This window comes from Ensifer sp. LC163, assembly GCF_001695855.1.
Lineage (GTDB): Bacteria > Pseudomonadota > Alphaproteobacteria > Rhizobiales > Rhizobiaceae > Ensifer.
This window is the reverse complement of record NZ_MBSS01000023.1, coordinates 111,201-137,811: the sequence shown is the minus strand read 5'-3', so window position 1 is coordinate 137,811 and position 26,611 is coordinate 111,201. Positions and strand designations below refer to the sequence as shown.

The following is a 26,611-nucleotide window of genomic DNA, read 5'->3' as shown; positions in this document are numbered from 1 at the left end:
AGCGGGCAGGCTCTCTTTCTTCCGCCTCGAACCTGTCACCATGCTGTCACGGCTTCGGCCAGATCCGCCGGGTTGATCGCCGGATTTTTCCGTGTCACTGCTTCGTCATGCGCATCCTTCTGGTGGAAGACACAAGGGATGTCGGGGAGGCGATCAGCCGGCGTCTGGAGAAGGTCGGGCACACGGTCGATTGGCAAACGGACGGGCAGGCCGCCGCCGACATACTCGATTTTACCGACTATGATCTCGTGATCCTCGACGTGATGTTGCCGGGGCTCGACGGGTTCGAGATCCTGCGGCACCTGCGTACCGGCCGAAAGACGACGCCGGTCCTGGTGCTGACGGCGCGCTCCGAAATCGAAGATCGCGTCGGAGCGCTCGATCTCGGCGCCGACGACTACCTCGTCAAGCCGTTCGACTTTCGCGAGCTGGAAGCGCGGGTGCGGGTGTTGCTGCGCCGACGGGCCGGCGATCCGACCAATCTCATCGAATGCGGCGACCTCGTGCTCGACCGCAACAGCCGCTCGGTGCGTGTCGGCAACCGCGAGGTACAGTTGAAGCGGCGGGAGATTACCCTGCTCGAGGTGCTGGCAACGCGGCCCGGGCGCGTGTTCGGCAAGGATGAGTTGCTTGATCATCTCTTTGGTTTCGAGGACGGCGCCAACCAGAACGCCATCGAGCTCTATATCGGCCGCCTTCGCAAGAAGATCGAAGGCTCAAGAGTTCGGATCGTGACAATCCGGGGGCTCGGCTATCAACTGGTGGCTGACGATGCGGCGTGAGACATCGCTGTTTTCGCGGCTGGTCGTTCGGGTCGCCCTGGTCCTCTGTGGCGGTGCGACGCTGCTTGCCGTCGCAGCGTGGTACTACGCGCGTGCGGCGGCGGACGATGCCTATGATCGGCTGCTGCTCGGCGCCGCCATCCAGATCACGGCAAACATGACGGTCGACAACGGCAGCCTGGCCGTTGCCCTTCCCACCTCCGCCTTCGAACTGCTCGGGCTTGCTGAGCGCGACCGCATCTTCTACCGGGTGATCGGACCGGACATGCGGACCTTGACCGGCTACGAAGATCTGCAGACGGATCTGGACCTGACGTCCGCCCGGGCAGCACCCGTCTTCCTCTCGGCGCGCTATCGCGACGTTCCGGTGCGTATCGTCGTGGCGGCGCGGGCGCTTTCCGATCCGTCTTTCTCCGGCTGGTCCTATGTGGTGCTGGCGCAGACGACCGAGGCGCGTCGGGCATTGGCCGGCGAATTGACGTCGCGCGCGATGATCCTGGTCGGCATCATGAGCCTGCTGGCACTCGCCGGCACGGTGCTTGCTATCAGGTATTCGCTCCTGCCCGTCAGCGCGCTCGGTGCTGCCTTGCGCGCCCGCGATCCGCAGGACCTGACCCCGGTGAACGTCGACGTGCCACGCGAGTTGCGCCCCTTCACGGCCTCGATCAACCATTTCATGGGGCGTCTGGACGAGCGCGTGACGCTGTTGCAGCGCTTCATCGCCGATGCCGCGCATCAGATCCGCACGCCGCTGACCGCATTGTCGGCGCAGGTCGACATGCTCGATGAAGACGAGATGGACGAGATCGGCAGGAGGCATCTCGGCCGGGTGCGAAAGCGGGTCGGGCAACTGGCGCGGCTGACCAATCAATTGTTGAGCCATGCCATGGTCATCCACCGCTCTGACTCGGTGCGGTTCAAGCCGGTGGACCTAACCGATGTCGCACGCAAGGCCTTCCGCGCGGCCATCCCCGTTACGGTCGATCCTGATATCGTCATCTCGTTCGAGGCTGCGCCGCAGCCGATCGTCGTGCTCGGCGATGCCGTCAGCCTGCGCGAGGCGATCGCCAACATCATCGACAATTCGCTGCGGCACGGAACCGTCTCGCACCTTGCCGTGCGTGTGCTTGGCAGCAATGGCCGCGCGCGCGTCGAGGTCGAGGACGACGGTCCGGGCATTCCACCGAGCGAATGGAGCAACGTCACCGCACGTTTCGTGACCTCGAAGACAGGGGAGGGCAGCATGGGCCTCGGTTTTGCCATCGCCGCCGAAGTTGCGTCGGCGCATCAAGGCGCGATCGGATTTCAGAAAAGGGGTGAGCGCGGCTTCACGGTCGTTCTCGATCTGCCTGAATATGTCGAGGGCGCGCGATGACCTACAGGAAACTCGCTGCGCTAACCGGCGCGATCGTTCTTTCCGGCGTGACGTCGGCGATGGCCGTTGAGGGTGTCAGGGCCTTCTTTCCGGCGGTGGACCAGGAGCGCGGCCGCCTCGTCATTCATGGCGCGACCGACATCGAGGCGATGGAGCCGCTCGTCAGGGATTTCCAGGTGCTGGCAACGGACGTTGCCGTCGATTACACCGACTATGTGACCAACGACCTTTATCGGGATGCGGATGCCGCCTGCCGCAATGGGCGGGCCTTTGGCGACATCCTGCTGTCGTCCTCGGTCGACCAGCTCGTCAAACTTGCTAATGACGGCTGCGCAGTGGCCCATAGTTCGGCCGAAACGCTTGAAGTGCCCGACTGGGCGAACTGGCGGGAAGAGGTCTACGGCTTCACCTTCGAGCCGTCGGTCATGGTCTATCACAAGGACTTCGTACCGCCGGAAGATGTGCCCCATAGCCACGGCGAGCTGACGGACCTGCTGCGCTTCAAGCCGGATTACTATCGTGGCCGCATCGGCACCTACGATCTGCGCCAGTCCGGCATCGGCTATCTCCTCGCCTTCCTCGATGCGCAGCAGGCCTCTACGACCTATGGCCGGCTGCTCGAAAGCCTCAGCCGCGTCCAGGCGGTGCTGCGCTGCTGCAACAATGCCGTGCTGTCCGAAATTGACAGCGGCAACGTCTATATCGGCTACAATATTCTCGGATCCTATGCCTATGCGGCGGCGCGGCGGAACACGAAGCTGCGCATTGTCCTGCCACGGGACTATACGCTGATCCTCAGCCGCGGCGTCCTGATCCCGAAGGGCGTCAAGCGACCGGACCTGGCGGGTCGCTTTCTCGACTACCTGCTTTCGGAGCGGGGGCAGGAGGTCGCAAGGCGGAAAGCCTTCTTCTTTTCGCGGACGGGACCGCTTCCTGATAATGTCGACGGACCACCGAAGCTGATCGAATCCGGCATCGGCCGGCCGATCCGCATCGGTCCGGCGCTGCTTGCTGCCCAGGATCAGTTGCAGCGGTCCACCTTCATCGACGACTGGATCCGTCTTCTCCGTGGGAGCGCGCCGGGCGACGCGCCGTAGGACCACGCCTATCCGTCAAGAACCTCACCCGGAGCATCTTCACTGAAGGCGTGACAGCGCCAGTGCCTTTGCGGACCTTTGCAAAGATTTTTCCTGGGTTACATCAGGCACTGTCGCAAGCGGCAGTCCGGTACCATTTTGGGCGCACTTTTCGGCGGATAATCGCGCAAAACCTCCGAAATTCGACTGCTTTTCGGGCGTGAGATCGGGCCTTGCAGAACCTTGCAATGAATCTTGCGAAACTTGCCTTGACTGCAAGTTGATTTGCTTGAACGATGTGTCATGCAAAGAAACTTGTAGAGCGCCATGACACTCATCGATCGCATAAAGGCACAATCGAAAAGGCTGACCGAGGCGGATCAGAAGCTGATCGCGACGATGCTCGAGAACCGGGCGGAGGCCGCCTTTCTGTCCGGCCCGCAGCTGTCGCAGCGCGCCAGCGTTCACGAGGCGACGGTCACCCGTCTGGCGCAGAAGCTGGGATACCGGGGCTTTCCCGATCTGCGCGCGCAGTTGCAGCGCGAAGTGCTTGATGATCAGGATGCCGCGACCCGCATGCGTCGCTCGGTCGCCAAGGTCGAACACGGCGACTATCTGACCGACCTGATTGCCGCGGAGATTTCGGCGCTGGAAACGCTCGTCCGCTCGGTACCGCAAAGTGACGTGGACCTGGCTGCCGACATGATCTTCGAGGGGCGCCGGGTGTTCGTGTTCGGCCAGGGACATGCGCAGTCCGTCGCCGGTTTCCTGCAGCGGCGGCTCGATCGGTTCGGCATGACGACGATCTCACTCACCGGGCGCGGCCGGGACATCGCCGAGCGCATGGTCAGCATGGACAAGAGCGACATCGTCATCGCGCTCGCCTTTCGCAAACAGCCGCAAAGCTACGCGCCGCTGGTGCAGCATGCCCGACGCGTCGGCGCGCGGACGATTTTGATTTCGGACCTAGCCGGCCCGCTGATGGAGCCGGTTGCTGACCTGATGCTCGCCGCGCCGCGGGGGCGCTCGGGAAGCGAGTTTCAGACCCCGACCATCCCGTTTGCCATCGTCAACGGCATCGTTCTGACGATCGCCGGGCGGCATGAACGCGAGGTGATCGGCAGGCTGGAGAAACTATCGGAGCTGTTCAACGACTTCGATTGACTGGGGAAAATGGAGGAGGAAACCATGTTGAAGCGACTGATGAAGTCCGCACTCGCGGCCTGCGTCGTGCTGCCCACGGCAGCAATAGCGGCAGATCTGGATAGCATGACGCCCGAACAGCTGCTGCCGCTCGCGCAGAAGGAAGGCAGCGTCACCGTCTTTTCATTGTCGAGCCGCATCGCCAAGATCGAGAAAGCCTTCGAGGAGGCCTATCCGGGCGTCGATCTGATCGGGCTCGACATGAGCTCGACAAAGCAGATCGCGCGCCTGGAGGCCGAGCAGCAGGCGGGCGTGCACGCCGTCGACGTGCTCTACATCGCCGATACGCCGGTGGTCTTCAGCAAGCTTCTCGAAGCCAAGCGCATCGTCAACTACGTGCCGCCGCGCGTCGCCACGCAGATCGAAGATCGCTACAAGGGACCGCTGCTCACCCAGCGCCTGTCGACCAAGGTGCTGATGTACAACGAGAAGGTTTTTCCCGGCGGCTCGCCCGTGACCAACCTGTGGCAGCTGACCCAGCCGGAGTGGCAGGGCAAGGTGCTGATGGTCGATCCGAGCCAGCGCGGCGAATTGCTCGACCTCCTGACCGAGATCGCGCTGCATCCGGATGAGATGGCCGCGGCCTACAAGACACAGTTCGGCAAGGATATTACCATCGATGCCGATCTTCAGGGCGCCGGCGAGCAGTTCATCAAGGACCTCTTTGCCAACGATCTGATCCTCGTCCCCAACAGCGACGTGCTCAACAAGTCGGTCGGTGATGCCAATGCCAAGAACCCGCCTGTCGGCTTCGGCACCTATTCGGACCGTCGCGATAACGAGAAGGAGGGCTGGGCGTTGCAGGTCGCCAACAATGTCGAGCCGGCCAACGGCATTCTGTTTCCCGCGGTCCTGACCATTGCCGACAAGGCGCCGCATCCGGCCGCCGCCCGGTTGCTGATCGACTTCATGTTCGGCGACGACACGCCGACGGGAGGCGCCGGCTTCGAACCCTTCAACGTTCCCGGCGACTATGCCACGCGCACGACCATCGCCCACCATCCGGACTCGGTCAGACTTGATGAGCTGAAGGCCTGGACCATCGATCCGGCCAAGACCGCCGCTGCCCGCGGGCGCATCTCCGATCTCATCATCACGCTTCAGTAACGGGCTGCTTGCCGGCGCAGCTGAGGCCGCGCCGGCAAGCACCGAGGTTCGCAAATGACATCCACATCGACCTTCGCGCCATCGGGTGGCAGCCGGCTGCTCCGATCAGGCTTCATCATGCCGGCAATCCTTGTTGCCATCGTCGCCGTTCTGGTGGTCGCGCCTCTTGTTCGCATCCTTCTATCGACGCTGACCCCATCGGGCGTCGAGGCGTGGCAGGCGGTGCTCGTCAGCCCGCTGTCCTTCAATCTGTGGTGGCGGCCGCTGTTCAACACCATGGTTCTCGGCTTCGGCGTTGCCAGCGGCTGTCTCATCCTCGGCGGTTTTCTGGCCTGGCTGGTGGTGCTCACGGACGTGCCGGGACGTCGCCTGCTCGGGCTGATGGCGACATTGCCCTATATGATCCCGAGCTTCGCCGCGGCGCTTGCCTGGGGGACATTGTTTCGAAACTCCCGGCTCGGCGGCTCTGCCGGTTTCTTCGAAACCAATGGTCTCATCATTCCCGACTGGCTTGCCTGGGGGCTGGCGCCGACCGCGGTCGTGCTGATCGCCCACTACTATTCGTTGGCCTATACGATCATCGCCGCTGCCCTGAGTTCGGTTGGGGCCGACCTCGTCGAAGCGGGCCAGATGGCCGGCGCCAGGCGCCCCCGCATCTTCTTCGGCATCATCCTGCCCGTCGTCACGCCGGCGCTGATCGCCGCAGCCTCGCTCACCTTCGCCGGTGCCGTTGCCAACTTCGCAGCACCTGCGCTTCTCGGGCTGCCGGTGCGCATGCAGACGCTGTCGACCCGCCTCTTCGGCATGATCGAGACCGGCCAGAACGAGCGCGGCTTCGTGCTTGCCCTGTTGCTGATCGCCGTCTCGGCTTTGTTCCTGTGGATGTCCGACCGTATCGTCTCGGGTCGCAAGGCCTTCATCACGGTCACGGGCAAGGGCGGACGAACGAAACGTTTTCCCCTTGGCGTGTGGCGCTGGCCGCTCTTCGCGATTGCCGTTGCCATCGGCCTTCTAACCACGGTGACACCCGTTCTGGTCCTTGCTGCTTCCAGCCTTGCGCCTCAAAGCGGTGCCCTGTTCTCGAACTGGACGCTGCATTTCTGGATCGGTGAGGGCGGCGGCGAGATCGCCCAGGGGCAGGCGGGCATCTTCCGCAATCCGGTGCTTCTCGACGCCATCTGGAACACCATCCGTCTCGGGCTTGTCGTCGCGCTGACGACGATGCTGCTCGGGCTGGCACTCGCCTACACGATCGTCCAGCGGCGCGGCAGCCTGGTTGCCACGATCCTCAGCCAGCTTGCCTTCATTCCGCTTCTGGTGCCGAGCATTGCCTTTGCGGCGGCCTACATCGCCCTCTTCGGTGCGCCGATCGGCCCGCTGCCTTCGCTCTACGGTACCTTCGCGCTGTTGGTCATCGCGGCGTCCGCGCACAATCTCCCCTTTGCCGTGCAGTCCGGCCGATCGGTTCTCGGCCAGATCTCCGCGGACATAGAGGAAAGCGCGCGGCTGACCGGGGCGGGCCTGCTTCGCCGGTTGTTTGCGATCATCTTCCCGCTTGCGATCCGTGGACTGTTCGCCGGAGCAATCCTCGTCTTCGTCAAGATGGTGCGCGATCTCTCGCTGATCGTGCTCCTGTTCACGGCGACGTCGCCCGTGCTCAGCATGGTTGCCTATCGCTACGCCGCCGAGGGCTTCATGCAGTTCGCCAACGCCATCACCCTCGTCATCCTCACCGTCTGCCTTGCGGCCTCGTTTCTGGCCCACGGCCTCCAGAACCGCGTCCAGAAATGGAAAGAGTCATGAACGCACCAGCAACCGGCGCTGCGGACGCCATCGAGATCCGCAACCTCGTCAAACGATTTGGCGCCTTCACGGCGGTCAAGGATGTCAACATTTCGGTTCCGGCCGGTTCGTTCCTGGTGCTCGTCGGTCCCTCCGGCTGCGGCAAGTCGACCTTGCTGCGCATGCTGGCGGGGCTGGAGGGTCCGAGCGAAGGCGAGATCGCCTTTGTCGGCCAGACGGTGTCGAGTGGCGCCGGCGGCGTCATCGCCGATGCCGGCCGCCGCAACGCCGGCCTCGTCTTCCAGAGCTACGCGCTTTGGCCGCATATGACGGTCGCCGGCAATATCGCCTGGCCCTTGAAGGTTGCGCGCTGGCCGCGTGAAAGGCGCGATCGTCGCGTCAAGGAGGTCCTTGCCCTGCTCGGGATCGGCGCCCTTGCCGAACGTTATCCGGCGGAAATCTCCGGGGGGCAGCAACAGCGCGTGGCCATCGCCCGCACGATCGCTCCGGAGCCGAGCATTCTCCTGTTCGACGAACCCCTGTCGAACCTCGATGCCAAGCTGCGCATCGAGATGCGCAGCGAACTGATGCGCATCCACAGAGCCACGGGCGCCACATCTGTCTATGTCACCCACGACCAGGTGGAGGCGATGACCATGGCGACGCATGTCGCGGTGCTCAACAATGGTCGTGTCGAGCAGTTCGGCAAGCCGATCGATCTGCTGCGCAACCCGGCAACGACCTTTGTCGCCACGTTTCTCGGCACACCGCCGGCGAACCTTTTGCCGACGCACCGGGTTGCCGACATGTTCGTCTTCAACGATACGCCACTGGTCAAGGGCGAGATCGCGCCCGGCCATGCGGAGGTGCAGCTTCTCTATCGCGCCGAGGATGTCTGTGTCGGCGCGGTGCCGGGCAAGCCGTCGGTAATCGCGCGTTTTGCCGAAGCCGCACCGATCGCCGGACGCACGATGGTCACTGCCATGCTCGGCGACCTCCGCGTCACCGGCATGGCGGAGGGTTACTTCAGCGCAATGCCTGGGGATGCCGTCACACTGTCATTCATACGGACACCTGACGCGGTCTTTGCCGTCAGCGGAGAAAGGATAAATCAATGAGGCTGATCCTCATGCGCCATGGCGAAACCGAGTGGAACGCCGAGCAACGCCTCCAGGGTCAGGACAACTCGCTGCTGTCCGAACGCGGCGTGGCCCAGGTCCGGCGTTTTCGCCCCTATGCCAAGGCGCTGCAGCCCGCCCGCATCATCGCCTCCGACCTCGGCCGGACGCGCCAGACCGTCGCCCTCATCGGGCATCCGGACGCGCCGTCCGATGAGCGCTTTCGCGAGCTCGACATGGGCGAGTGGACGGGGCGGCGCAAGCCGGAACTGATCGCCGAGCGCCCGGAGGACTACACCGCTTGGCGCGCCGGTACCTTTACGCCTGCCAATGCCGAAACCTGGACCGCCTTTCGCAACCGCGTCGCCGATGGGGTTCGCGACTGGATGTCGCGGACGGACGGCGACCTGCTGGTGGTGGCCCATGGTGGGGTGATCCGCGCGGCCTGCCACGAGTTTCTCGACCTGCCGCCGTCGCGTGTCGTCCCGGTTACGCCCGGAACGGCAACCATCCTGAACTTTCCCGTGCCGGACCGATCTGCAGCACAGCTCGAAGGCTACAATATCGGATCTGTCGCTCCCGACATTTCCGTCGCCGATTGATCGCTCCGAGTGGAAGGGCCGCGCTGGACATGAATTCCGGAACGTTTGTCATTGTTGAACTGCTCGGCGGCGTGGCGCTCCTGCTCTGGGGCGTGCGGATGGTTCGAACCGGCGTCATGCGCGGATGGGGCGATCGGCTGCAGCGGTTCGTCGAGCAGCACCTGTCCAACCGGCTGACCGCATTCGGTGGCGGCATCGCCGCCACCGCCGTTCTCGGCAGCGCCACGGCCATGGCCCTGATCATCGCGGGTCTTGCCGGCGCCGGCGCGATCGGGGCGGCGACGGGCCTTGCGGTTCTGCTCGGCGCCGATATCGGCTCGGCGCTCGTCTCCGGCCTCTTTGCATCGGGCTCGTCGCTGGCAACGACAATGGCGCCGCTCTTTCTGTTTGCGGGCTATCTCACCTTCGGTGCGTCGAGCGAGTTTCGCCCGCGAAACGCCGGCCGCATCATGATGGGACTCGGCCTCATGCTGCTGGCGTTGAAGGTCATCGTTTCGGCCACCGCTCCCCTGCGCGAGGCAACGCTGTTTCACGATGTTCTCGCCGCGATCGCCAATGAGCCGGTTCTCGGTTTTCTCGTCGGGGCGACCCTCGCCTGGTTCTGCCATTCGACGCTCGCGGTCATCCTGTTGATCGCTTCGCTTTTGACCAATGGCAGTCTTGAGGTGGCCGGTGCCGTGCCCCTGATCCTCGGCGTCAATTTCGGCGGCGGCCTGCCTGCCGTCAGCACGACCCTCGATCAACCGTCCATCGCCCGCAAGCTTCCGGTCGCCAACCTGTTCTGCCGCGGCCTGTTAGCGATTGCACTGTTGCCATTGGCGCGACAGATCGTCGATCTCGCCGCGCGCCTGCCGATGGATCCCTTGCATGTCGCGGTCGGGCTGCACGCCGCATTCAACCTGGCGGTCGCAGCCGTGTTCCTGCCGATCTCCCCAGTCGTCGTGCGCCTCGTCGACCGGCTGATCCCGAATGCCCAAGTCGCCGATGATCCCTTGGCGTCGCCGCGCTATCTCGACAGCGTTTCGTTGGCGACGCCCGCCATCGCGCTTTCCAATGCGACGATGGAGACAGTCCGGATGAGTGAGCTCCTGGAGCGCATGTTCCTGACGTCGCTGACGGCACTGTCTTCCAACCGACTGGAGGCATTGAAGGAGATCAACGCCATTGATCTCAAGCTCGGTACCTACCTGGGCTCGGTCCATGCCTATCTCGGCCGGCTGACCCAGGGTGAGCTGTCGGGCGGCGATACCCGCCGCGCCTTCGAGATCATGCTTTTCGCCAGCAATCTCGAGCATGCCGGCGATGTGATCAAGCTCAATCTGGCCGACCGCATCCGGGCAAAGATCAAGCAGGACATCCAGCTCGCACCGAGCCAGCGCGAGGCCCTTGATGTCCTTTGCGGGGAGGTTGCAATCTCGTTGCGGCTGGTGCCGGCGGCCCTATCGTCACGCGACATCGGTGCGGCGGCGCGTCTGGCATCCCAGAAGGATCGCTTCCGCGTCCTCGAGGAGCGCGCGATCAACGAGCATCTCGGCCGCGAGGGCATGGAAAAGGGCATCAATCTGCGAAGCAATGCCCTGTTCATCGATGTCATCGGCGACCTGCACCGGATCAATTCGCACATAGCGGCCGCCGCTTACCCGCTGATCCAGGCGGCCGGCCTGTTGAACACGACCCGCCTTCGCACGTCTGCCTTGAGCGAGCGGCTGGCGTGAGTGCAAGATTAAACGTGGTGCTGTTCGGCCCGGTGCTGGAGAATTCGCAAGCCTGTCAGTGCAGCGCCGAGGGCATCACGAACACGGACATGCCGTCCTCTTCGACCGCGCTGAGAAATTCGGCGAGAGCGGCGGCATCCGTCGGGAACAGGTCCTCCCAGCGCGTCGACATGCCCTGGGTATCGATGACTTCGAGCGCCCATTCGCTACCGTCCTCGATCCGGGAGATTTCGACAGTGACAGTGATGCCGTCGCGGGAGAATTCCTGCGAGAGCGGGGACAGGACGATTTTCGCTTCTTCGTTCATGGGGCACCTTTTGCCGTGATGCGGAGACGGTTGGACCGATATGTCGAACCGCCTGCCTCTAGCTACGTCATTGCCGCCATGGCAATCAAGGTCGCCGTCAGGCTATCCAAGAGGCTATCTGCCCTGTGCCGCCTTGGCGTTTCCGGCAGGCGGCCCGCTTGCGCTCGAAACAATTTCACTGACCACGTCACGAAGCCCGCTGCCGGATCGTCAAAGCGGTATGGAGCCCGAACACGCCACCACGTCGACCCGCGGCGTCAAACGCGGCGCTTTCGATGGTTTCTTCGCATCACAAAAGGAAAACCTAACAATGTCGTCCATTCCTTCGAAATCGTCTATTCGCCTCTTCAATCCTGCCGGGCTCTATGATGCATCGGCCAATGGCTACTCCCATGTTGGCCTGGTTTCGGCCGGCACGCGGCTGGTCTTCATCGCCGGCCAGGGAGGAGAGAACGAGCACGGGATCCTCGATCCGAATTTCCGGCTACAAGTCAGACAGGCGCTTGGCAATCTGCGTACTGCCCTTGCCGCGGCCGGCGCTGATGCGAGCGACATCGTCAAGCTGACGGTGTTGATCGTCGATCACTCCGAAGAACGGTTGCATGTCTTCGGCGCAGAGTTGGAAGCGGCGCTGGGTCAAGGTGCGAAGCCCACATGCACGCTGATCCCGGTGCCGCGGCTGGCGCTCGATGGCATGCTGTTTGAGATCGAGGCTGTTGCGGCGCTCGGCTAATTGAGACCCTACCGGGCGCCAAGGATGGCGCCCGTCCGACGCTTCGAGAACGAGAGTCTGTCGTGCCTGCTTGCGCTGTCGGCGGAGGCGGGAGGGGGTGCGCGGCGGCGTCCTTGTCGTCGAGCAGGCCGGCTTCCGTAGCAGCGAGCCGCTGCAGGTAGAGCAGACCGTCGCGCCGCACTGCAGTTGCGCCCGCACCCGGGCAATCGGGCGCGCCCAGCGCCCTGTAGGAACGTCGGTCGGCCCGGTTCCAGATCGCAGATGAGGATCACGTCCGCACCGTCTCCCACGTCGATCATCGGCTGCGGCGTGATCGCCCGATGACAGGTTTTCCCAGGCTAAATCCGGCCCTCTCGCCATAGGTCTGTTGACAGAGCGGGAAAGTGATGGCGCGATGGGCGCTCGGTCTTCCCTTTCACCAAAAGTTCCGGGAGAAGGGCTGATGGCATTGCAATACGACATGTTTGTTTTGTCCGATCCGGACGAGAAGGGGACACGCTCCAAGCGCGCGTCCCAACGCGCGGCTGTCGGCATGAGCGCCGGGGCCATGGTCGATCATCTGGAGGCGACGGGTCGCTACCGCGTTCTGCAGAAGCTCGAGGCGCGTCCCGTCGTGGCCGAGCCGCGAGCGGAGTTTCCGCTCGTCGGCGTCATCCTCGACACCGAGACCACGGGCCTCAACCATCGCAAGGACGAGATCATCGAGATCGGCGTCATTGCGTTCACCTTCGACGCTCATGGGGCCATCGGCGACGTGATCGACGTCTATGGTGGTCTGCGGCAGCCGAGCGGACCCATTCCTGCCGAAATCACGCGCATTACTGGAATCACAGACGAAATGGTCGCCGGCGAGACGATCGACCTTGTCCGGCTTCAGGCCATTGTCGAACGCGCCGATCTGATCATCGCCCACAATGCCGGGTTCGACCGGCCGTTTTGCGAGGCCTTCTCGCCGATCTTCGAGAAGAAGGCCTGGGCCTGCTCGGTCTCGGAGATCGGCTGGAGCGACCGCGGTTTCGAGGGCACGAAGCTCGGCTATCTCATCGGACAGGCGGGATATTTCCATGACGGCCATCGCGCCGTCGACGATTGCTTTGCCCTGCTTGAGGTGATCGCCGGCCCCGCTGATCAGCCGCAGCAGACACCGTTTGCCGAACTCTATGCGGCAAGCCAGCGATCGCGCGTCCGCCTCTATGCGGAAAACAGCCCCTTCGAAATGAAGGATCATCTGAAGGGCCGCGGTTACCGCTGGTCCGACGGCAGCGACGGGCGCCCCAAATCCTGGTGGATCGAGATCGCTGAAGAGGGGCTGAACGAGGAGCTTCGCTACCTCAGAACCGAAATCTACCGCTGGAGCGAGGCCGATCCGCCAATGGTGCGGCTGACGGCTTTCGAGCGCTTCAAGGCCCGATGAGCCCGTCCGACCGGCGCGGAGCGCATGGCTGGTCTGCGAACTTCGACCTACGAAATCGGGCGGTTTCTTGTATGGTCAACTCATCGAAGCGATGCATCTCCTCCCGCAGGACTTCGAGTGTGCAGGCGCTTTCTCCTCCTCCCAACGAGCGCTTGTCGGAATGGCGATACTCCTCCTCCCGGTTGCCATTCAGTCTGTTCAAGAGCCTGCCGCACCTCCTCCCGCGGCAGGCTTTTTCGTTGCAAGACAGACCAATCTTCAGAAAGAAAGTTCTAGTTGTGAGCGGGCTTCCTCATCATTGCCGTTGAGCGATGACAGGGTGACGCCAAGCAGGCGCACGCCGCGCTTGAATGGGTGGACCGATCTGAGCAGCGCAACTGCCACCTCCAATATTTCAGGCATCCCGCCGACCGGTGCGCCGAGCGTTCTGCTTCGCGTCGCCTGGGTGAAGTCCGAGTATTTCACTTTGACCGTCACTGTCTTGCCGCTCATCCCGTGCGCCTCGCAGTAGCGCCAGACCTTGTCGACCAATGGCAGCAATTCGGCGCTAGCCGGTTCGAACTCGAAAATATCCTCGACAAAGGTGTCCTCCGCACCAACCGATTTGCGCACCCGGTCGGGCTGCACCCGGCGTTCGTCGATGCCGCGGGCGATGCCGTAGAAGTACGGACCGGATTTGCCGAAATGTTCCTGCAGGAACGCCAGGGACTGCTGCCGCAGGTCAAGGCCGGTTTCGATGCCCAGGCGCTTCATCCGCTCGGCCGTCGCCGGTCCGACGCCATGAAATTTCTTCACCGGAAGCACTTCCACGAAGGCCGGCCCGTTCTTGGGCGTGATGACGAACAGGCCGTCCGGTTTTCGCTGGTCGCTCGCCATCTTGGCGAGGAACTTGTTGTAGCTGATCCCGGCCGAGGCAGTCAGGTTCGTCGCCGCCTTGATCTTTGCCCTGATCTCCTCGGCGATCTCGGTCGCGATTTCCATGCCCTTCAGATTGTCGGTCACGTCGAGATAGGCCTCGTCGAGTGACAGCGGTTCGATGACAGGCGTATATTCGGCAAAGATCTCGCGGATCTGGTGCGACACCGCCCGGTAGACGTCGAAGCGCGGCTTGACGAAGATGAGGTCGGGGCATTTTCGCTTTGCCGTGACGGACGGCAGGCGGAATGGACCCCGTATTTGCGCGCCTCGTAGCTTGCCGCGGCGACGACGCCACGCGCTGCCGCACCGCCCACGGCCACCGGTTTGCCGCGCAGTTCCGGATTGTCGCGCTGCTCGACCGATGCATAGAAGGCATCCATGTCGATGTGGATGATCTTGCGCTGTCGCTCTGTTCCTGCCGCATGGGCTGCAGGCTGCCTTTCGGCCACGGGGGCGCTATGCCCGGCCGCGTTCATGACGGCATGCCAGAGCATGGCCTTGGTTGCTCGCCTTGGAATGGGGACTCTGGCTGAGCAAACAGGTCGGCGTGCGATTTGCGGGCGTCCGGCACATGTCGCTCCTTACTTCCACATGGTGCGCATGCGGGCGCCGACATCGATGCGGATCTGCCTGGCGCTGCGCTCGGAAGCGGCGGCGCTGACCACCGGCCAGGATGCCGTTTCGAAGAACTGCAGCAGCGTCGCCGGAATGAAACGCGTGCGCGAGGCGTAGACGTGGCGATCACCCTGCGCGTGCTGCCCACTTGTGAAGAACCGTTGCGGGGTGATCAGCGTCAGGCTGTCCTTTGCCCGCGTCATGCCGACGTAAAGCAGCCGGCGTTCCTCTTCGATCTCGTGCGTGGTGCCGACGCCAAGGTCGGAGGGGATGCAGCCGTCGACGACATTGAGCATGAAAACCGAGCGCCATTCCTGCCCCTTGGCCGAATGGATGGTCGAAAGGATCAGGTAGTCCTCGTCAAGCAGCGGCACACCAGCCTGGTCGCTGGTCGCGTCCGGTGGGTCGAGCGTCAGTTCGGTGAGGAACCGTTCCCGACTGGAATAGCCGCCGGCGATCTGCTCCAACTGCAGGAGGTCGGCCTTTCTGGTGTCCGCATCCTCGTGGATCCGGTCGAGATGCGGCTCGTACCATTCGCGCGCCTGGGCTATTTCGCCCGGCCAGCCGCCCGCCTGTTTGCGCAAGCCCTCGATCAGGGTCACGAAAGCGCTCCAGTTGTCGCCGGAGCGCGGCGGTGCGGGTATTTCCGCGAGTGCTGCCAGCGGTTCCGGATCCGCGGCGATTGCGTCGAGGATCTTGCCGGCGGTCTGCGGGCCGACACCCGGTATCATGTGCAGCAGGCGAAAGCCGGCGACCCGATCCCGCGGGTTTTGGGCAAACCGCAGCACCGCCAGCATGTCCTTGACATGGGCGCTGTCGAGGAATTTCAGCCCGCCGAACTTTACGAAAGGGATATTGCGCCGGGTCAGTTCCACCTCGAGCGGTCCACTGTGGTTCGATGAGCGAAACAGCACCGCCTGCTGCTTCAGCGTCATGCCTGTCTCCCGGTTCTCCAAGACCTTCTCGACGATATAGCGTGCCTGGTCGGCTTCATCGACGACCGCCAGCAATTTTGGCCTTTCCGCCGACTGCCGCTCGGTCCAGAGGTTCTTGGTAAAGCGTTCGCGGGCGAGATCGATGACGCCATTGGCGGCGGCGAGGATCGTCTGGGTGGAACGGTAGTTTCGATCGAGGGTGATGACGTCCGCCGGCGGGGTGAACTCGCCTGGAAAATCCAGGATGTTGCGCACCGTCGCCGCCCGGAACGAATAGATCGACTGGGCATCGTCGCCGACGACCGTCAGCCCCCTGCCGCCCGGCTTCAAGGCCAGCAGCACCGATGATTGCAGGCGGTTGGTATCCTGATATTCGTCGACCAGCACATGGTCGAAACGGTTGCCGATGTCCTCGGCGAGTTCCGGGACGCTGACAGTCTGCGCCCAGTAGAGCAGCAGGTCGTCGTAATCGAGCACGTTCTGCGCCTGCTTTGCCTCGACATAACGGGAAAACAGCTGCTTCAGCTGCTCCTCCCAACCGGAGACCCAGGGATAGTGCGCGCGCAAGACCTCACTCAGCGGCGTCTCGGAGTTGACCGCCCGCGAGTAGATCGAGAGACAGGTGCCCTTGGTCGGAAACCGGCTCTCGGTCTTGGAGAGGCCAAGCTCATGCCGGACGAGGTTCATAAGGTCGGCACTGTCTTCCCGGTCGTGGATCGTGAAGTCGACATTCAGCCCGATCTGCTCGGCGTAGATCCGCAGCAGTCTCGCGCCGATGCCGTGGAACGTCCCAGCCCAGGTGAGCGCGTCGGTGGCGACAGTGGCGTTTGTTCCAAGCACCTGGGCGCAGATGCGCTCGACCCGTCGCGCCATTTCGGATGCAGCGCGGCGCGAAAATGTCATCAGCAGAATGCGGCGAGGATCGGCGCCATTGACGATGAGGTGGGCAACACGATGGGCGAGCGTGTTCGTCTTGCCCGATCCGGCGCCGGCGATGATCAGCAGCGGCCCCGCAATGGTTTCGCCCGGTGCGGTTACGCCAAACTCGACGGCATCGCGCTGTCGCTCATTCAATTTTTCCAGATAGGCCGCCGCCACGCCGAAGTCCCCGGTAAGTCTCTGCCGATTCTACCCCTTGCGCCGAGTGCCGAGACCGATTGCCCGGACCTGCGGGCGATGCCGAGGCATCCCCGCACTCGAGATGAGCGATTCACGACGGGGAACGAATAAGGAACATATCAGCCGGGGATCATATTGCAAAGGCCCCTTTGGCAATGACTAAAGTGCTCCAGCGGTCTCCGTTCGCGAAACACGGTGGGCTGGCGGTATGGCAATCAATCCGCTTTGCAACGACTACCGAAGCCGCGTGATTGCGGCTATCTCTGTGGGCGAAATCTCGCCCATCAACCACACCTCAACGAGCCCGCCCAACCTGTGACATCAAACGATCCGCAAGCCGATAATCCGCTTTCCGACCCGCCGCCCTCCGACACGCCGACCGCGCGCATGCTGTCCTGGGCGCGCAACTCGGCGGTCTATCGCCTCGAGCGTCAGATGATGACGGAGAAGCAATTGTTCGACGCCATCACCAGAAAAGCGCGACAGAAGTTCGAGGATATAAGCCAGGAGCAGTTGAAGGCCGTTGCCGAGTTTGCGGTCAAGTTTGCCTACGACCTGAATGCGCTCAATGACGCCGATTATGCGCAGCTCAGCACGCAATCTGCGGTGCGCAGCGGAAAATCGAAACGGGCGATTGCCCAGAAGCTTTCGGCGAAGGGCATTGACAGGGAAACTGCCGCAGTGGCGCTGGAGGCGACCGACGATCTGTTCGCCGCGGTCGTCTTTGCCCGAAAGCGCGGTTTCGGCCCCTTCCGCCGCGGTGAGCTCGACGACAAGCGCAAGGCCAAGGAACTGTCCGCATTCGCCCGCAACGGCTTCGGCTTCGATATCGGCAGAAAAGTGTTCGACATGAGCTTGGGGCGGGCCGAAAGCGTGCTGCGGAAGGATCCAGTTACTGACTGCATGTTTCCTTAAATCCTATCCGATCTAAGGATAAAAACATGCAGCAATTCAAAGTGTTACAGCGCCGCGCGTCTGATAAGACGCGCGGCGCTGTAGACGGACGGCGAGATGTGGCTGCCGGGCTGAGCGCGACTTCCCGTCTCGGCATCCGGCCTCCGGAACCCAAATGGTCTCCCGCCAGCATCTGACCGAGTGAATTATGCAACACCGCGGCGGTGGCAAACGGCTGGCGAGGATCATCCACCAAAGAGATCGGCTTTCACCACATTTCGGTCACGAATTGGACCAACAGCCACAACTCTCTCCTCGCATGTCCCCAACCCGGAATAGAAAAAGTGTCTTTTCAATTGTCCCGCCGATCACTGCTTGCGGTGGTCGCCAGCTCCATTTTGAGCGCCTGCACCCAGGTCCCGAAGCCCGGTCTCGAGGCGAACGCCGCCGACAAGGCCAACAAGGGCACCATCTCCCCACCGGAGAAGGCGCCGATCGAGCTTGATCGCAAGGACGAGCCCGCGCCGAAGCTCGATTACGCCCAGATCTACGGCCCGGTAAAGGACGAGGGCTATGATGTTCCGGCGGTGCAATTCGACGCGATAAAGCCGGAATTCCTCCGTCAGGAGGTTGACTACGCGACCAACGAACCGGCCTATTCGATCGTCGTCGATACGCAGAAGATGTTCCTCTATTGGGTGCTGCCCGGTGGCAAGGCGATCCGATACGGCGTCGGCCTCGGCGCGCAGGGGCGCGCCTGGAAGGGCAGGGCCGTCGTACACTGGAAACGCAAATGGCCACGTTGGACGGTGCCGGACGACATGGTCGCGCGCCAGCCGCACCTGAAGAAGTATGGCATCGAGGCCGGTGGCATGGATCCGGGCCTCGGCAATCCGCTTGGCGCCCGCGCGATGTATATCTTCCAGGATGGCAAGGATACGCTCTATCGCATCCATGGATCGCCGCAGTGGCGCTCGATCGGCAAGAACGCCTCGGCCGGGTGCGTGCGGATGCTGCAGCAGGACGCGATTGATCTCTACAATCGCGTCCGGGGAAAGACGCCGCTGCTCGTCATCTGAGGCCGGCTCTCAAGCGTGGGAGCGATCGCTGCTCCCACGCCGGCGCGGCCCGTCTTAATAAACCGGCGGCGCTGCGCCGGGGATGCCGCCTTCGCCGGGCAAGAGACTGTCCGGTGCCTGTGCCGCCATTCCGCCGCCCGACAGGTCCGTCACCACGATCGGCGTGCCGTTCGGCACGCGATCATAGAGATCGACGACGTCCTGGTTGATCATGCGGACGCAACCGGATGACACGGACTGGCCGATGGTCCACCATTCCGGCGAACCGTGGATGCGGTAGAGCGTGTCTTCGCCGTTCTGGAAGATGTACATGGCGCGGGCGCCGAGCGGGTTTTTCAGCCCCGGCTCCATGCCGCCGGCCTCGATGCTGTATTGCTGCAGTTCCGGCTGGCGGGCGACCATTTCGTTCGGTGGTTTCCAACGCGGCCACTGCCGCTTGTACTGGATGACGCCGCGGCCGGCCCAGGCGAAGCCCGCCCGGCCGAGACCGACGCCGTAGCGCATCGCCTGGCCGTTTTCATAGACCCGATAGAGGAAATGGTTGCCGACATCGACGACCAGCGTGCCTGGCTGCTCGCCGGTCGGATCAGCAACCATCTGCCGGTAGTAGCGAGGGTCGATCTTCTCGTAGGGGATTGCAGGCAGGGGATAGAGTTCCGCCGGCCGTTCGCCGTACATCTCGGAAAGAAAGGTATTGGCGGCCGGCACCGGTTCCGGCGCCGGGGCGTATTGCTGCGAAACCCGTTCGCGTGTCGAGCCGCACCCAGCCAATCCGAGCGCCGCCATGCCGGCGGAAAGCTTGAGGAAGGATCGGCGACAGACGTCACGTTGCGGCATGGGGAACCTCAATTGGCTGTGTTCGATGACCACCGGGGAATGACGCATTGATTGCCGCTCATCTCCCGCCGCCAACGATCACAGGCCGGCATAGGGATCTGCCAGCGCCGCATCCGGTCGGCTAATGGGGTATTTAGTTGCCGAGATCTTTGCGGCCAGCTTCTCCGCGCCGTTTTTCTCGAGCAGCGCCCGGAAGCTTGGATGCATGCCGCCGTCGACATAGGCATTCATCGGGGCGGGTGTCTGATTGGCGACCAGCCCGGTGATCTTGGCATCCTCCGTCTGCAGCCTGGCCATCAGCCCGGCGTCCGGCGTTGCGGTGGTCGCGGGGCAGGCGGCCAGCGGATCGGTCGGTTCGCCGTCGGCGAATTCGGTGTTGAAGACGTATCGACCGCCACAGACGGAAACCTTCGGCTGGCGCTTCGTCGCCTCGAAGATGTCGTAGCCCTGTTTGATGTTCTTCCAGAAATTGAAGTTCGGGTCGCTGCTGTGCTTCGCCATGTTCGCAGCCGTCATGCGGAACGGGTAGGCCTGCACCTGGAACTGTCCCTGACCGCCGACAAGCGCGCGCTGGACTACCGCATAGATTTCGCCGACGCCCTGGTCCGTCAAGGCGTAGCAGCCGGATGACGAGCAGGCGCCGTGCACCATCAGCGCCTCGCCGGTATAGCCGAGCGCCGATTCGAGCCGGTTGGGATAGCCGAGATTGAACGACAGATAATATTGCGACTTCGGGTTAAGCATGCGTGCAGACACATGATAGAAGCCTTCCGGCGCCTGGCGGTCGCCCGCCTTTGTCTTCGGCCCGAGCTTTCCCGACCAGCGGCACATCGGGTAGGTCTTGAGCAGCGCATACTGACCCGATTTGTTCTGTTTCCAGATCTCGAGTTCGCTTTCCTGCTTGAAGATGCGAACGAGCACCGGGCTTTCCGGTTTGGAGCCGTTCTTGGCCATGGCGCCGATCAGCTTTGCCGGGATCGGTGGCGGCGCACGAACGTCGTCGAAGGCCGACATGCAGCCGGAAAGGGCGATGGCGGCCGTCAGGGCAATCGCGGCGCGTCGGGCCTGTTTCGTCCTGCCCAGGAAATCGCCGGCGTTTGCGGGCGACAGGGAAAGAAGACGTCTCGTTATGCGCCGCATGCGGGCTCCTTGAAATGGCGACCGGACCATAAAACCTCTCGCGGCTTTAGCTGCAAGCGCTCGCCGCTGGCTTTCGTCTGTCGGCAATTCAATAAAACTTGAACGCCGGACATCCCCACTGCTCACCAGCCTTGGCATGTGATGGTAAATTTTGTCCAAACGGCGGCATCACGTGGGCGTTACTCGCCGGGCAGCGGTTGCGGAAATTGGCCGGCGCGCTAGCTAGGCAGCCCTGTTGAGCGAAGACGCCATGGCGCGCAGGATCACCACGGACGAAGCCGCTCCCGGATCGACATGTCCAAGCGAGCGTTCGCGCACCCGCGCGGCGCGTCCCTTGGTGGCGATCATCGAGCGCGTCGCGTTGGCGCCGGCCTCGGCCGAGGCGACGACGTCGCGCCAGAAACCATCTGCTTCCTTGTTTTCGGCAAGGGCTGCCGCGGCGGCATCGGCTGCCGGAAGCCAGGCGTCGAGCATCGTCTTGTCGCCGCGTTGTCCCTTGCCGCGCTCGCGCATTCCTGAACCCATGGCGTCGATGATGGCGGCGCAGGTGGCGAGATCGAGTTCCGCCTTGCCGGCAACGGCCTGCGCGGCGCGGCGGAAGGCCGTCGCATAGAGTGGCCCGGTCGAGGCGCCCACGGCATTGAGAAAGGCGCCCGCCGCCGTCGCCATGACGTCTGAGATCTGCGCCTGGTCGAGGTCGAGCTTTGCCAGTTCGGCTTTGACCGCCAGGAAACCGAGCGACATCGTGGTGCCGTGGTCGGCATCGCCGATGGCGCCGTCAAGCTCCGACAGATGATCCTTCTCGGCTTCGACGGCCTCGGAAATCGCCTGAAACATGCTGACCAAGCGGCGTGCCGCATTTTCCGACATCATTGTCCTCCCAGAACGCCCGGTGCCCATCTGCCGACGGGTTCCTGACGGAATGCTAATTGATACGCAGGAATGCCGTTTCGCAAGGGTGATGCAGCAGGTCGGTCAGTTCCTGGTCGAGATGGAGGATCGAGATCGACGCACCGACCATGTCGAGAGAGGTGCAATAGTGACCGATCCAGTTGGCTTCAATCTCGATGTTCTTGGCGGCAAGGCGCTGAGCGACGCGCCGGTAAAGGATGTAGAGTTCCATCAGCGGCGTCGCGCCGAACGAATTGATGAGAACGGCGACGCGATCGCCGGCCGACGCTTTCATCTCCTTGAAGATGTTGTCCATGATGGCATCGGTGATCTCGTCGGCCGGCTTGATGCGCTCACGTGTGACGCCGGGTTCGCCGTGGATGCCCATGCCGATTTCCATGTCGTCGGGGCCGATCTCGAAATTGTGGCGCCGCGTCTGCGGCATCGAGCAGGGTTCGAGCGCAACGCCGACCGTATAGGTTCGAAGGTTCGCCTTTCTCGTGACGGCCTCGCAGGCGTCGAGCGAAAGGCCCCGATCGCAGGCGGCGCCTGCGATCTTGAAGATGAAGAAATTGCCGGCGACGCCGCGCCGGCCCTCGCGGTCCTCGACCGGCGAGGAGGCGATATCGTCCGTGGTCAGCACGGTGCGGACCTTGATGCCCTTTTCCTCGGCGATCTCGGCCGCCATTTCGAAGTTCATCACGTCGCCGGCATAGTTTCCGTAGACGAAAAGTACGCCTTCACCACCCGATGCGGCGACGGCACATTGAACGATCGGGTCCGGCGGCGGCGACGAGAAGATGTTGCCGACAGCCACGGCGTCGGCCAGCCCCTTGCCGACATAGCCGAGGAAACAGGGTTCGTGGCCGGTGCCGCCGCCGATGACGAGGCCGACCTTGCCCGGACGGGGCCCGGATTTGGCCACAAGCGCGCGATGCGAACCGTTGATGGGCTCGATGTAGTCGCGATGTGCCCTGACGACGCCGTCGAGCATCTCCTCGACAACCTCGTTGGGGTTGTTGAGGAACTTCTTGACGTGGGTGCGGTAAGAGCTGGGCGTCTGGGCAAGCTTCGGCCGCTGCGAGATCCGGGTATCGAGGCCGGTGACGCCATCGGCCCTGAGAATGCCGTGCCCGGTCGCCGCGTCGGTGATCAACACGTTGACGTATCCGCCGCGCAGTGCCGCAAGCAGGGCCGGCACCTTGTCGAAGCCGCCGGCAACTGCAATGCGCGTGCCGATCCGGCGCAGCATATCGAGCGAAATACCGACGGTCCTGTCGTCGAGCGGACCCGCGACGGGCCGGCCGCGCTCGTCGATGAAGCGCCCGGCGACGACGCCGACCGCGCCGGCGGCGAGATAATGTTGCAGCGAGACGGATTCGAAGAAGCCGCTGGTATGGATAGTCGAGTTGGGGCGCAGCGACGAAATGCCGAAGAGGATGCGATTGGCTTGCGCCAGCGTGACGAATTGTTCCTGCAGCAGGGGCTCGTCGAGCAGCATCTGGCGCAGTTCCGGCGATTTGACGATCGCCGGCGCGGTGATGCCGACACAGCGCGCGGAAATCGCGCGGGCGATCGAAGCGGCGCAGAGTTCCGGCGTGTAGGAGAATGCCGCCGTGGTGCCGCCGGTCGCCTGCACCACGGTGGTATCCTGAAGCGCATGCACATCCGCATGCTCGCCGACGGACATCACGGTTCGCCCCCATGAGACCGCCAGCGTGTCGCCGGATTTCACCAGCTTCTGCAGCGCCATTGCGCCGGCCACGCCGAGCCGGTCGATCAGCGGCCGGGCGTTGTCGTCGCTCGGAACGACGAGACAGTCGGCCAGGCCAAAATGGCGCTTGAGTTCCTGGGCGATGGTCAGCGACGCAAGCCGCGCCGGTTCGAGCGAGATGTTGACGATGCCCTTTTCCCGCGCTTCGGCGAGGTAGCTGTTAACAGTCGCACGCGAGACGCCCATGGCATCGGCGATCTCGCCCTGGGTCATGCCATCTTCGTAGTAGAGCCAGCAGGCCCAGACATAGGGATCGTCACCATAGCGCAGGGGGATGGCATCCGACATATCGGTCGCGCTGCTCCTGCTCGCGCCGCCCTTGCGTGGTGAGGATGTCTTCGATGTCATCTGGTTGCGTTCGTTCCCTGTTTTGGATGGTGAACATGGAAGCAACGTCGTGCTTTTGCAACCTTAGTGCGCCGCCACTTCGGCCAGGCCCCGTTGAAGCGACAGTTTATACAGCAGATTTGGAATGCCGCGCATTCCCCTGCGCAGGCAGACTGGCCTTACGCGCTGAAATACCTGTCGTCGCGGGCCGCGACCCCGCTGTTTCCAGCGGGATCGCACCGGCCCTGGGAGGCGACGATGCCTAATGCATAATTTCTTAAATCGGAAACGATTTAAGGATAAAATTATGCAGCAATTCAAAGTGTTACAGCGACCTTGGCGCGTCTTAAAAGACGCGCGGCGCTGTAGCGAAGGCACGGCCCCGTGCCGTCGCTTTCGTATCCGCTTACGCCAGACGCGCGCGCGCGCCGAGCGAAAGCTCTTTCAGGATGATCGCGCAGGAGGTCGCGCCTGCGTCGAGCACGCCGAGCGAACGCTCGCCGAGGCGGCTGGCGCGGCCGATCTTGGCGACGAGATCGCGCGTCGAGTCGCGTCCGGCTTCGGCTGCCGCGACCAGCGCGTCGAGCGCCTCGCCGAATGGCTTGCCACTGGCGGTCGCGCCATCAAAGGCTTCCACGGCCGGAACGAGGCTGTCGATCAGCGTCTTGTCGCCGACTTTGGCCGAGCCGATCGATTGGATACCCTCGAGCCCGGCATGCAGCATACGGCTATAGGCTGCTGCATCGATGGCGGGGACGCCGTCGAGCTTTTCGGCAAACTCGGTGAACATCACCCCGTAGAGCGGGCCCATGGATCCGCCGATTTCGGTCATCAGCACGGTGCCGAGCGTGTCCAGCGCCTCAGAAAGGGTGGTTTCCTTGCCCTTCAGCCGGTCGGCCGCCAGGCCAAAGCCCTTGGCCATGTTGACGCCGTGGTCGCCGTCGCCGATCTTGCCGTCGATTTCGCTTAAGTAGGCGCGGTTCTCGATGATGCGCTCTGCGAGCGACAGCACGATCGCGCCGGCATTGGCATTGCTAAACGTCTGCATGATGCGCCTCTTTCATCACAGGATGGTGGTGCAGCGAACCTCGACGTCGAGGAGCGCCTTGAGTTCGTCGTCGAGCGCCAGCACGGTCAGCGTCGCGCCGACCATCTCCAGCGAGGTGAAGTAGTTGCCGATATAGGTCCGGTAGATACGGAGACCGCGAGCGGTGATTTCCTTCCCGATCGTGTCGTTCAGTATATAGAGCTCGTTGAGCGGCGTGGCGCCGAGGCCCGATACCAGCACGGCGACCTCGGTTCCCGAAGCGAGGTTGTGATCGTCGAGTACGATCTGGCACATGTCCTTGGCGACCTCGTCGGCGGTCTTCAGCGCCTCGACGCGCACGCCCGGTTCACCGTGGTGACCGATGCCGACTTCCATCGTGCCGGGCTCGATCTGGAAGTTCGGATGGCCGACCGCCGGAAGCGTGCAGGGCCCAAGGCCGACGCCGATCGAACGGCAATTGTCGATCGCTTTCTGCGCGGTTGCGCGGACGTCCTCGAGGCTGGCGCCTTGGGCGGCCTTGGCGCCACCGATCTTCCACATGAAGATCTCGCCGGCCACGCCCCGGCGCTTCTCGCGCTCCTCCGGCGGTGCCGAGCAGACGTCGTCATTGGCAACGACGGTCAAAACGTCGATGCCGTCCTTGGCGGCGAGCTTCATCGCCATCTTCACGTTCATGTTGTCGCCGGCATAGTTGCCGTAGAGGCAGACGACACCCTTGCCGCCATCGGCTTCGCGGATGGCATCATGGAAGCTCTTGGCGGTCGGCGACGAGAACAGCTCGCCGACTGCGACAGCGTCCAGCATGTTGCGGCCGGCGTAGCCAATGAAGGCCGGCTCGTGACCGGAACCGCCGCCGGTGACGACGCCGACCTTGCCGGCGACCGGCGCCGCCCTGGCAACGACCACGCGCGGATTTTCAGCCAGGCGCACGATGTCGGAGTGAGCCTTGACGAAGCCCTTGACGGTGTCCTCGACCACCTCGTCGGGATTGTTGATGAACCTTTGCATGGTGTCTCCTGTAGATGGGTCGTGCTTCGTCAGAGAATGGTGTAGCCGCCGTCGATCAAAAGATCGGCGCCGTTGATCATGTCGGCTCCCGCCGACGACAGGAACACGGCGGCGGCCGCGATCTCCTCGGGATAGGCGAAACGGCCGGCCGGGATGCGCTTCCTCGCGGCTTCGCCCTTTTCGCCGCTCCAGGCCTTCTTGCCGAGTTCGGTCAGAACGATGGTCGGCGAGATGGTGTTGACGGAGATGCCGTGTTTGCCCCATTCGGCCGCAAACGTTTTCGACATGCCGATGACGCCGAACTTCGAGGCGCAATAGGCGACATGGTCCTCTATCGCGACGGTGCCGGCCTGCGAGGCGAGGTTGATGATCTTGCCGCCCTTGCCGGCGGCGATCATCGCCCGGCCGACGGCCTGGGTGACGAGGAAGCTGCCCTTCAGATTGATGGCGATGGTCTTGTCCCAATAGTCGAGCGACAGCTCTTCCGCAGGCGCCAGGAACACGACGCCGGCGCTGTTGACGGCGATGTCGATGCCGCCGAAGGCGGCGACGACGCCCGACACGGCCGCATTGACCGAGGCTGCATCCGAAACGTCGCAGACGAAGGGTTTTGCGTCACCCCCGAGAGCTTCGGCCTTCGCTCGTGCGACGTCCTCGTTGATGTCGAGCACGGCCACTTTCGCGCCCTTGGCTGCAAAAGCGCTGGCAATCGCTGCTCCGATACCGGAAGCGCCGCCGGTGACGAGGGCAACCTTGCCCGTCAGTGGGAAATTGAGGTCGATCTGGGGTGTGGTCTCGGTCATGTCGTGTTT

22 protein-coding genes and 1 pseudogene are annotated in these 26,611 nt (G+C 63.4%); 13 read left to right on the top strand and 10 right to left on the bottom strand.

All coding sequences use genetic code 11. The features are described from left to right. Window positions 1-107: 107 nt before the first annotated feature. The 9 genes from BC360_RS18835 to BC360_RS18795 all read left to right on the top strand — a co-directional run bounded on the left by BC360_RS18835 (window position 108) and on the right by BC360_RS18795 (window position 10,760). On the top strand, window positions 108-782 hold the full coding sequence (locus BC360_RS18835; RefSeq protein WP_065786114.1) for a response regulator transcription factor: 675 nt from the start codon (window positions 108-110) through the stop codon (window positions 780-782). Continuing rightward, window positions 772-2,157 carry a sensor histidine kinase gene (locus tag BC360_RS18830; RefSeq protein WP_065796480.1) on the top strand — a complete coding sequence of 462 codons (1,386 nt, stop codon included), beginning with the start codon at window positions 772-774 and terminating at the stop codon, window positions 2,155-2,157. The genes BC360_RS18835 and BC360_RS18830 overlap by 11 nt, the downstream gene beginning before the upstream one ends. Continuing rightward, on the top strand, window positions 2,154-3,254 hold the full coding sequence (locus tag BC360_RS18825; protein ID WP_065796479.1) for an ABC transporter substrate-binding protein: 1,101 nt from the start codon (window positions 2,154-2,156) through the stop codon (window positions 3,252-3,254). The genes BC360_RS18830 and BC360_RS18825 overlap by 4 nt, the downstream gene beginning before the upstream one ends. 306 nt (window positions 3,255-3,560) lie before the next feature. Continuing rightward, window positions 3,561-4,397 (top strand): MurR/RpiR family transcriptional regulator, encoded by an 837-nt coding sequence (locus BC360_RS18820; RefSeq protein ID WP_083222628.1) that lies wholly within the window; start codon window positions 3,561-3,563, stop codon window positions 4,395-4,397. Between the two features lie 27 nt (window positions 4,398-4,424). Beyond that, window positions 4,425-5,543, top strand: coding sequence for an ABC transporter substrate-binding protein (locus tag BC360_RS18815; protein WP_065796735.1), 1,119 nt, complete (start codon window positions 4,425-4,427; stop codon window positions 5,541-5,543). A gap of 54 nt (window positions 5,544-5,597) precedes the next feature. Next, window positions 5,598-7,346 (top strand): ABC transporter permease, encoded by a 1,749-nt coding sequence (locus tag BC360_RS18810; protein ID WP_065796478.1) that lies wholly within the window; start codon window positions 5,598-5,600, stop codon window positions 7,344-7,346. Beyond that, window positions 7,343-8,443 carry an ABC transporter ATP-binding protein gene (locus BC360_RS18805; protein ID WP_065796477.1) on the top strand — a complete coding sequence of 367 codons (1,101 nt, stop codon included), beginning with the start codon at window positions 7,343-7,345 and terminating at the stop codon, window positions 8,441-8,443. The genes BC360_RS18810 and BC360_RS18805 overlap by 4 nt, the downstream gene beginning before the upstream one ends. Next, window positions 8,440-9,045 carry a histidine phosphatase family protein gene (locus tag BC360_RS18800; RefSeq protein WP_065786109.1) on the top strand — a complete coding sequence of 202 codons (606 nt, stop codon included), beginning with the start codon at window positions 8,440-8,442 and terminating at the stop codon, window positions 9,043-9,045. The genes BC360_RS18805 and BC360_RS18800 overlap by 4 nt, the downstream gene beginning before the upstream one ends. A 29-nt stretch (window positions 9,046-9,074) precedes the next feature. Further along, a complete protein-coding gene (locus BC360_RS18795; RefSeq protein ID WP_065796476.1) occupies window positions 9,075-10,760 on the top strand; it encodes a Na/Pi cotransporter family protein in 1,686 nt (561 codons plus the stop codon). Between the two features lie 55 nt (window positions 10,761-10,815). On the opposite strand, the gene BC360_RS18790 is transcribed toward BC360_RS18795, so the two are convergent. Further along, window positions 10,816-11,067, bottom strand: a complete 252-nt coding sequence (locus BC360_RS18790) for a hypothetical protein (RefSeq protein ID WP_065796475.1) — start codon at window positions 11,065-11,067, stop codon at window positions 10,816-10,818. A gap of 310 nt (window positions 11,068-11,377) precedes the next feature. On the opposite strand from BC360_RS18790, the gene BC360_RS18785 reads away from it, so the two are divergent. Together BC360_RS18785 and BC360_RS18780 are read left to right on the top strand one after the other, a co-directional pair. Next, window positions 11,378-11,800, top strand: a complete 423-nt coding sequence (locus BC360_RS18785) for a RidA family protein (RefSeq protein WP_065786225.1) — start codon at window positions 11,378-11,380, stop codon at window positions 11,798-11,800. Between the two features lie 439 nt (window positions 11,801-12,239). Next, window positions 12,240-13,214, top strand: coding sequence for a 3'-5' exonuclease (locus BC360_RS18780; protein WP_413813755.1), 975 nt, complete (start codon window positions 12,240-12,242; stop codon window positions 13,212-13,214). 258 nt (window positions 13,215-13,472) lie between these two features. Here the strand turns inward: BC360_RS18780 and dinB are convergent. After that, window positions 13,473-14,512 (bottom strand): annotated as a pseudogene (gene dinB / locus BC360_RS18775) (DNA polymerase IV). A gap of 201 nt (window positions 14,513-14,713) precedes the next feature. Then, entirely contained in the window at window positions 14,714-16,780 is a 2,067-nt protein-coding gene (locus tag BC360_RS18770) for an ATP-dependent helicase (protein WP_065796473.1), read from the bottom strand. 336 nt (window positions 16,781-17,116) lie between these two features. Between BC360_RS18770 and recX the strand changes: the two genes are divergently transcribed. Both recX and BC360_RS18760 read left to right on the top strand, forming a co-directional pair. After that, the gene (recX, locus tag BC360_RS18765) at window positions 17,117-17,716 is read left to right on the top strand and encodes a recombination regulator RecX (protein WP_274533934.1); all 600 of its coding nucleotides are present in this window, start codon (window positions 17,117-17,119) and stop codon (window positions 17,714-17,716) included. Between the two features lie 323 nt (window positions 17,717-18,039). Then, window positions 18,040-18,774, top strand: coding sequence for a L,D-transpeptidase (locus BC360_RS18760; protein WP_065786105.1), 735 nt, complete (start codon window positions 18,040-18,042; stop codon window positions 18,772-18,774). A gap of 54 nt (window positions 18,775-18,828) precedes the next feature. Here the strand turns inward: BC360_RS18760 and BC360_RS18755 are convergent, their stop codons facing one another. The 7 genes from BC360_RS18755 to BC360_RS18725 all read right to left on the bottom strand — a co-directional run bounded on the left by BC360_RS18755 (window position 18,829) and on the right by BC360_RS18725 (window position 26,602). Next, on the bottom strand, window positions 18,829-19,611 hold the full coding sequence (locus tag BC360_RS18755; RefSeq protein WP_065796472.1) for a L,D-transpeptidase: 783 nt from the start codon (window positions 19,609-19,611) through the stop codon (window positions 18,829-18,831). 78 nt (window positions 19,612-19,689) lie between these two features. Next, window positions 19,690-20,751, bottom strand: coding sequence for a L,D-transpeptidase family protein (locus BC360_RS18750; protein ID WP_244512779.1), 1,062 nt, complete (start codon window positions 20,749-20,751; stop codon window positions 19,690-19,692). A 222-nt stretch (window positions 20,752-20,973) separates the two neighbouring features. After that, window positions 20,974-21,621: a dihydroxyacetone kinase subunit DhaL gene (dhaL, locus tag BC360_RS18745; RefSeq protein WP_065786103.1), complete on the bottom strand. Its 648-nt coding sequence runs from the start codon at window positions 21,619-21,621 to the stop codon at window positions 20,974-20,976. A 55-nt stretch (window positions 21,622-21,676) separates the two neighbouring features. After that, window positions 21,677-23,764, bottom strand: coding sequence for a bifunctional sugar-binding transcriptional regulator/dihydroxyacetone kinase subunit DhaK (locus tag BC360_RS30930; protein ID WP_083222625.1), 2,088 nt, complete (start codon window positions 23,762-23,764; stop codon window positions 21,677-21,679). 385 nt (window positions 23,765-24,149) lie between these two features. Beyond that, complete coding sequence (gene dhaL / locus BC360_RS18735; RefSeq protein ID WP_065786102.1) at window positions 24,150-24,791, bottom strand: dihydroxyacetone kinase subunit DhaL; 642 nt, start codon at window positions 24,789-24,791, stop codon at window positions 24,150-24,152. Between the two features lie 15 nt (window positions 24,792-24,806). Further along, window positions 24,807-25,799 (bottom strand): dihydroxyacetone kinase subunit DhaK, encoded by a 993-nt coding sequence (locus BC360_RS18730; RefSeq protein WP_065786101.1) that lies wholly within the window; start codon window positions 25,797-25,799, stop codon window positions 24,807-24,809. A 29-nt stretch (window positions 25,800-25,828) separates the two neighbouring features. Next, a complete protein-coding gene (locus BC360_RS18725) occupies window positions 25,829-26,602 on the bottom strand; it encodes an SDR family oxidoreductase (RefSeq protein WP_065786100.1) in 774 nt (257 codons plus the stop codon). Window positions 26,603-26,611 lie beyond the last annotated feature (9 nt).

What these genes read in the sequence shown, in the direction of transcription:
- BC360_RS18835 (WP_065786114.1), top strand. Translation starts at nt 108, where the DNA reads ATGCGCATCCTTCTGGTGGAAGACACAAGGGATGTCGGGGAGGCGATC.
- BC360_RS18830 (WP_065796480.1), top strand. Translation starts at nt 772, where the DNA reads ATGCGGCGTGAGACATCGCTGTTTTCGCGGCTGGTCGTTCGGGTCGCC.
- BC360_RS18825 (WP_065796479.1), top strand. Translation starts at nt 2,154, where the DNA reads ATGACCTACAGGAAACTCGCTGCGCTAACCGGCGCGATCGTTCTTTCC.
- BC360_RS18820 (WP_083222628.1), top strand. Translation starts at nt 3,561, where the DNA reads ATGACACTCATCGATCGCATAAAGGCACAATCGAAAAGGCTGACCGAG.
- BC360_RS18810 (WP_065796478.1), top strand. Translation starts at nt 5,598, where the DNA reads ATGACATCCACATCGACCTTCGCGCCATCGGGTGGCAGCCGGCTGCTC.
- BC360_RS18805 (WP_065796477.1), top strand. Translation starts at nt 7,343, where the DNA reads ATGAACGCACCAGCAACCGGCGCTGCGGACGCCATCGAGATCCGCAAC.
- BC360_RS18800 (WP_065786109.1), top strand. Translation starts at nt 8,440, where the DNA reads ATGAGGCTGATCCTCATGCGCCATGGCGAAACCGAGTGGAACGCCGAG.
- BC360_RS18795 (WP_065796476.1), top strand. Translation starts at nt 9,075, where the DNA reads ATGAATTCCGGAACGTTTGTCATTGTTGAACTGCTCGGCGGCGTGGCG.
- BC360_RS18790 (WP_065796475.1), bottom strand. Translation starts at nt 11,067, where the DNA reads ATGAACGAAGAAGCGAAAATCGTCCTGTCCCCGCTCTCGCAGGAATTC.
- BC360_RS18785 (WP_065786225.1), top strand. Translation starts at nt 11,378, where the DNA reads ATGTCGTCCATTCCTTCGAAATCGTCTATTCGCCTCTTCAATCCTGCC.
- BC360_RS18755 (WP_065796472.1), bottom strand. Translation starts at nt 19,611, where the DNA reads ATGCCGCAACGTGACGTCTGTCGCCGATCCTTCCTCAAGCTTTCCGCC.
- BC360_RS18750 (WP_244512779.1), bottom strand. Translation starts at nt 20,751, where the DNA reads ATGCGGCGCATAACGAGACGTCTTCTTTCCCTGTCGCCCGCAAACGCC.
- dhaL (WP_065786103.1), bottom strand. Translation starts at nt 21,621, where the DNA reads ATGTCGGAAAATGCGGCACGCCGCTTGGTCAGCATGTTTCAGGCGATT.
- BC360_RS30930 (WP_083222625.1), bottom strand. Translation starts at nt 23,764, where the DNA reads ATGACATCGAAGACATCCTCACCACGCAAGGGCGGCGCGAGCAGGAGC.
- dhaL (WP_065786102.1), bottom strand. Translation starts at nt 24,791, where the DNA reads ATGCAGACGTTTAGCAATGCCAATGCCGGCGCGATCGTGCTGTCGCTC.
- BC360_RS18730 (WP_065786101.1), bottom strand. Translation starts at nt 25,799, where the DNA reads ATGCAAAGGTTCATCAACAATCCCGACGAGGTGGTCGAGGACACCGTC.
- BC360_RS18725 (WP_065786100.1), bottom strand. Translation starts at nt 26,602, where the DNA reads ATGACCGAGACCACACCCCAGATCGACCTCAATTTCCCACTGACGGGC.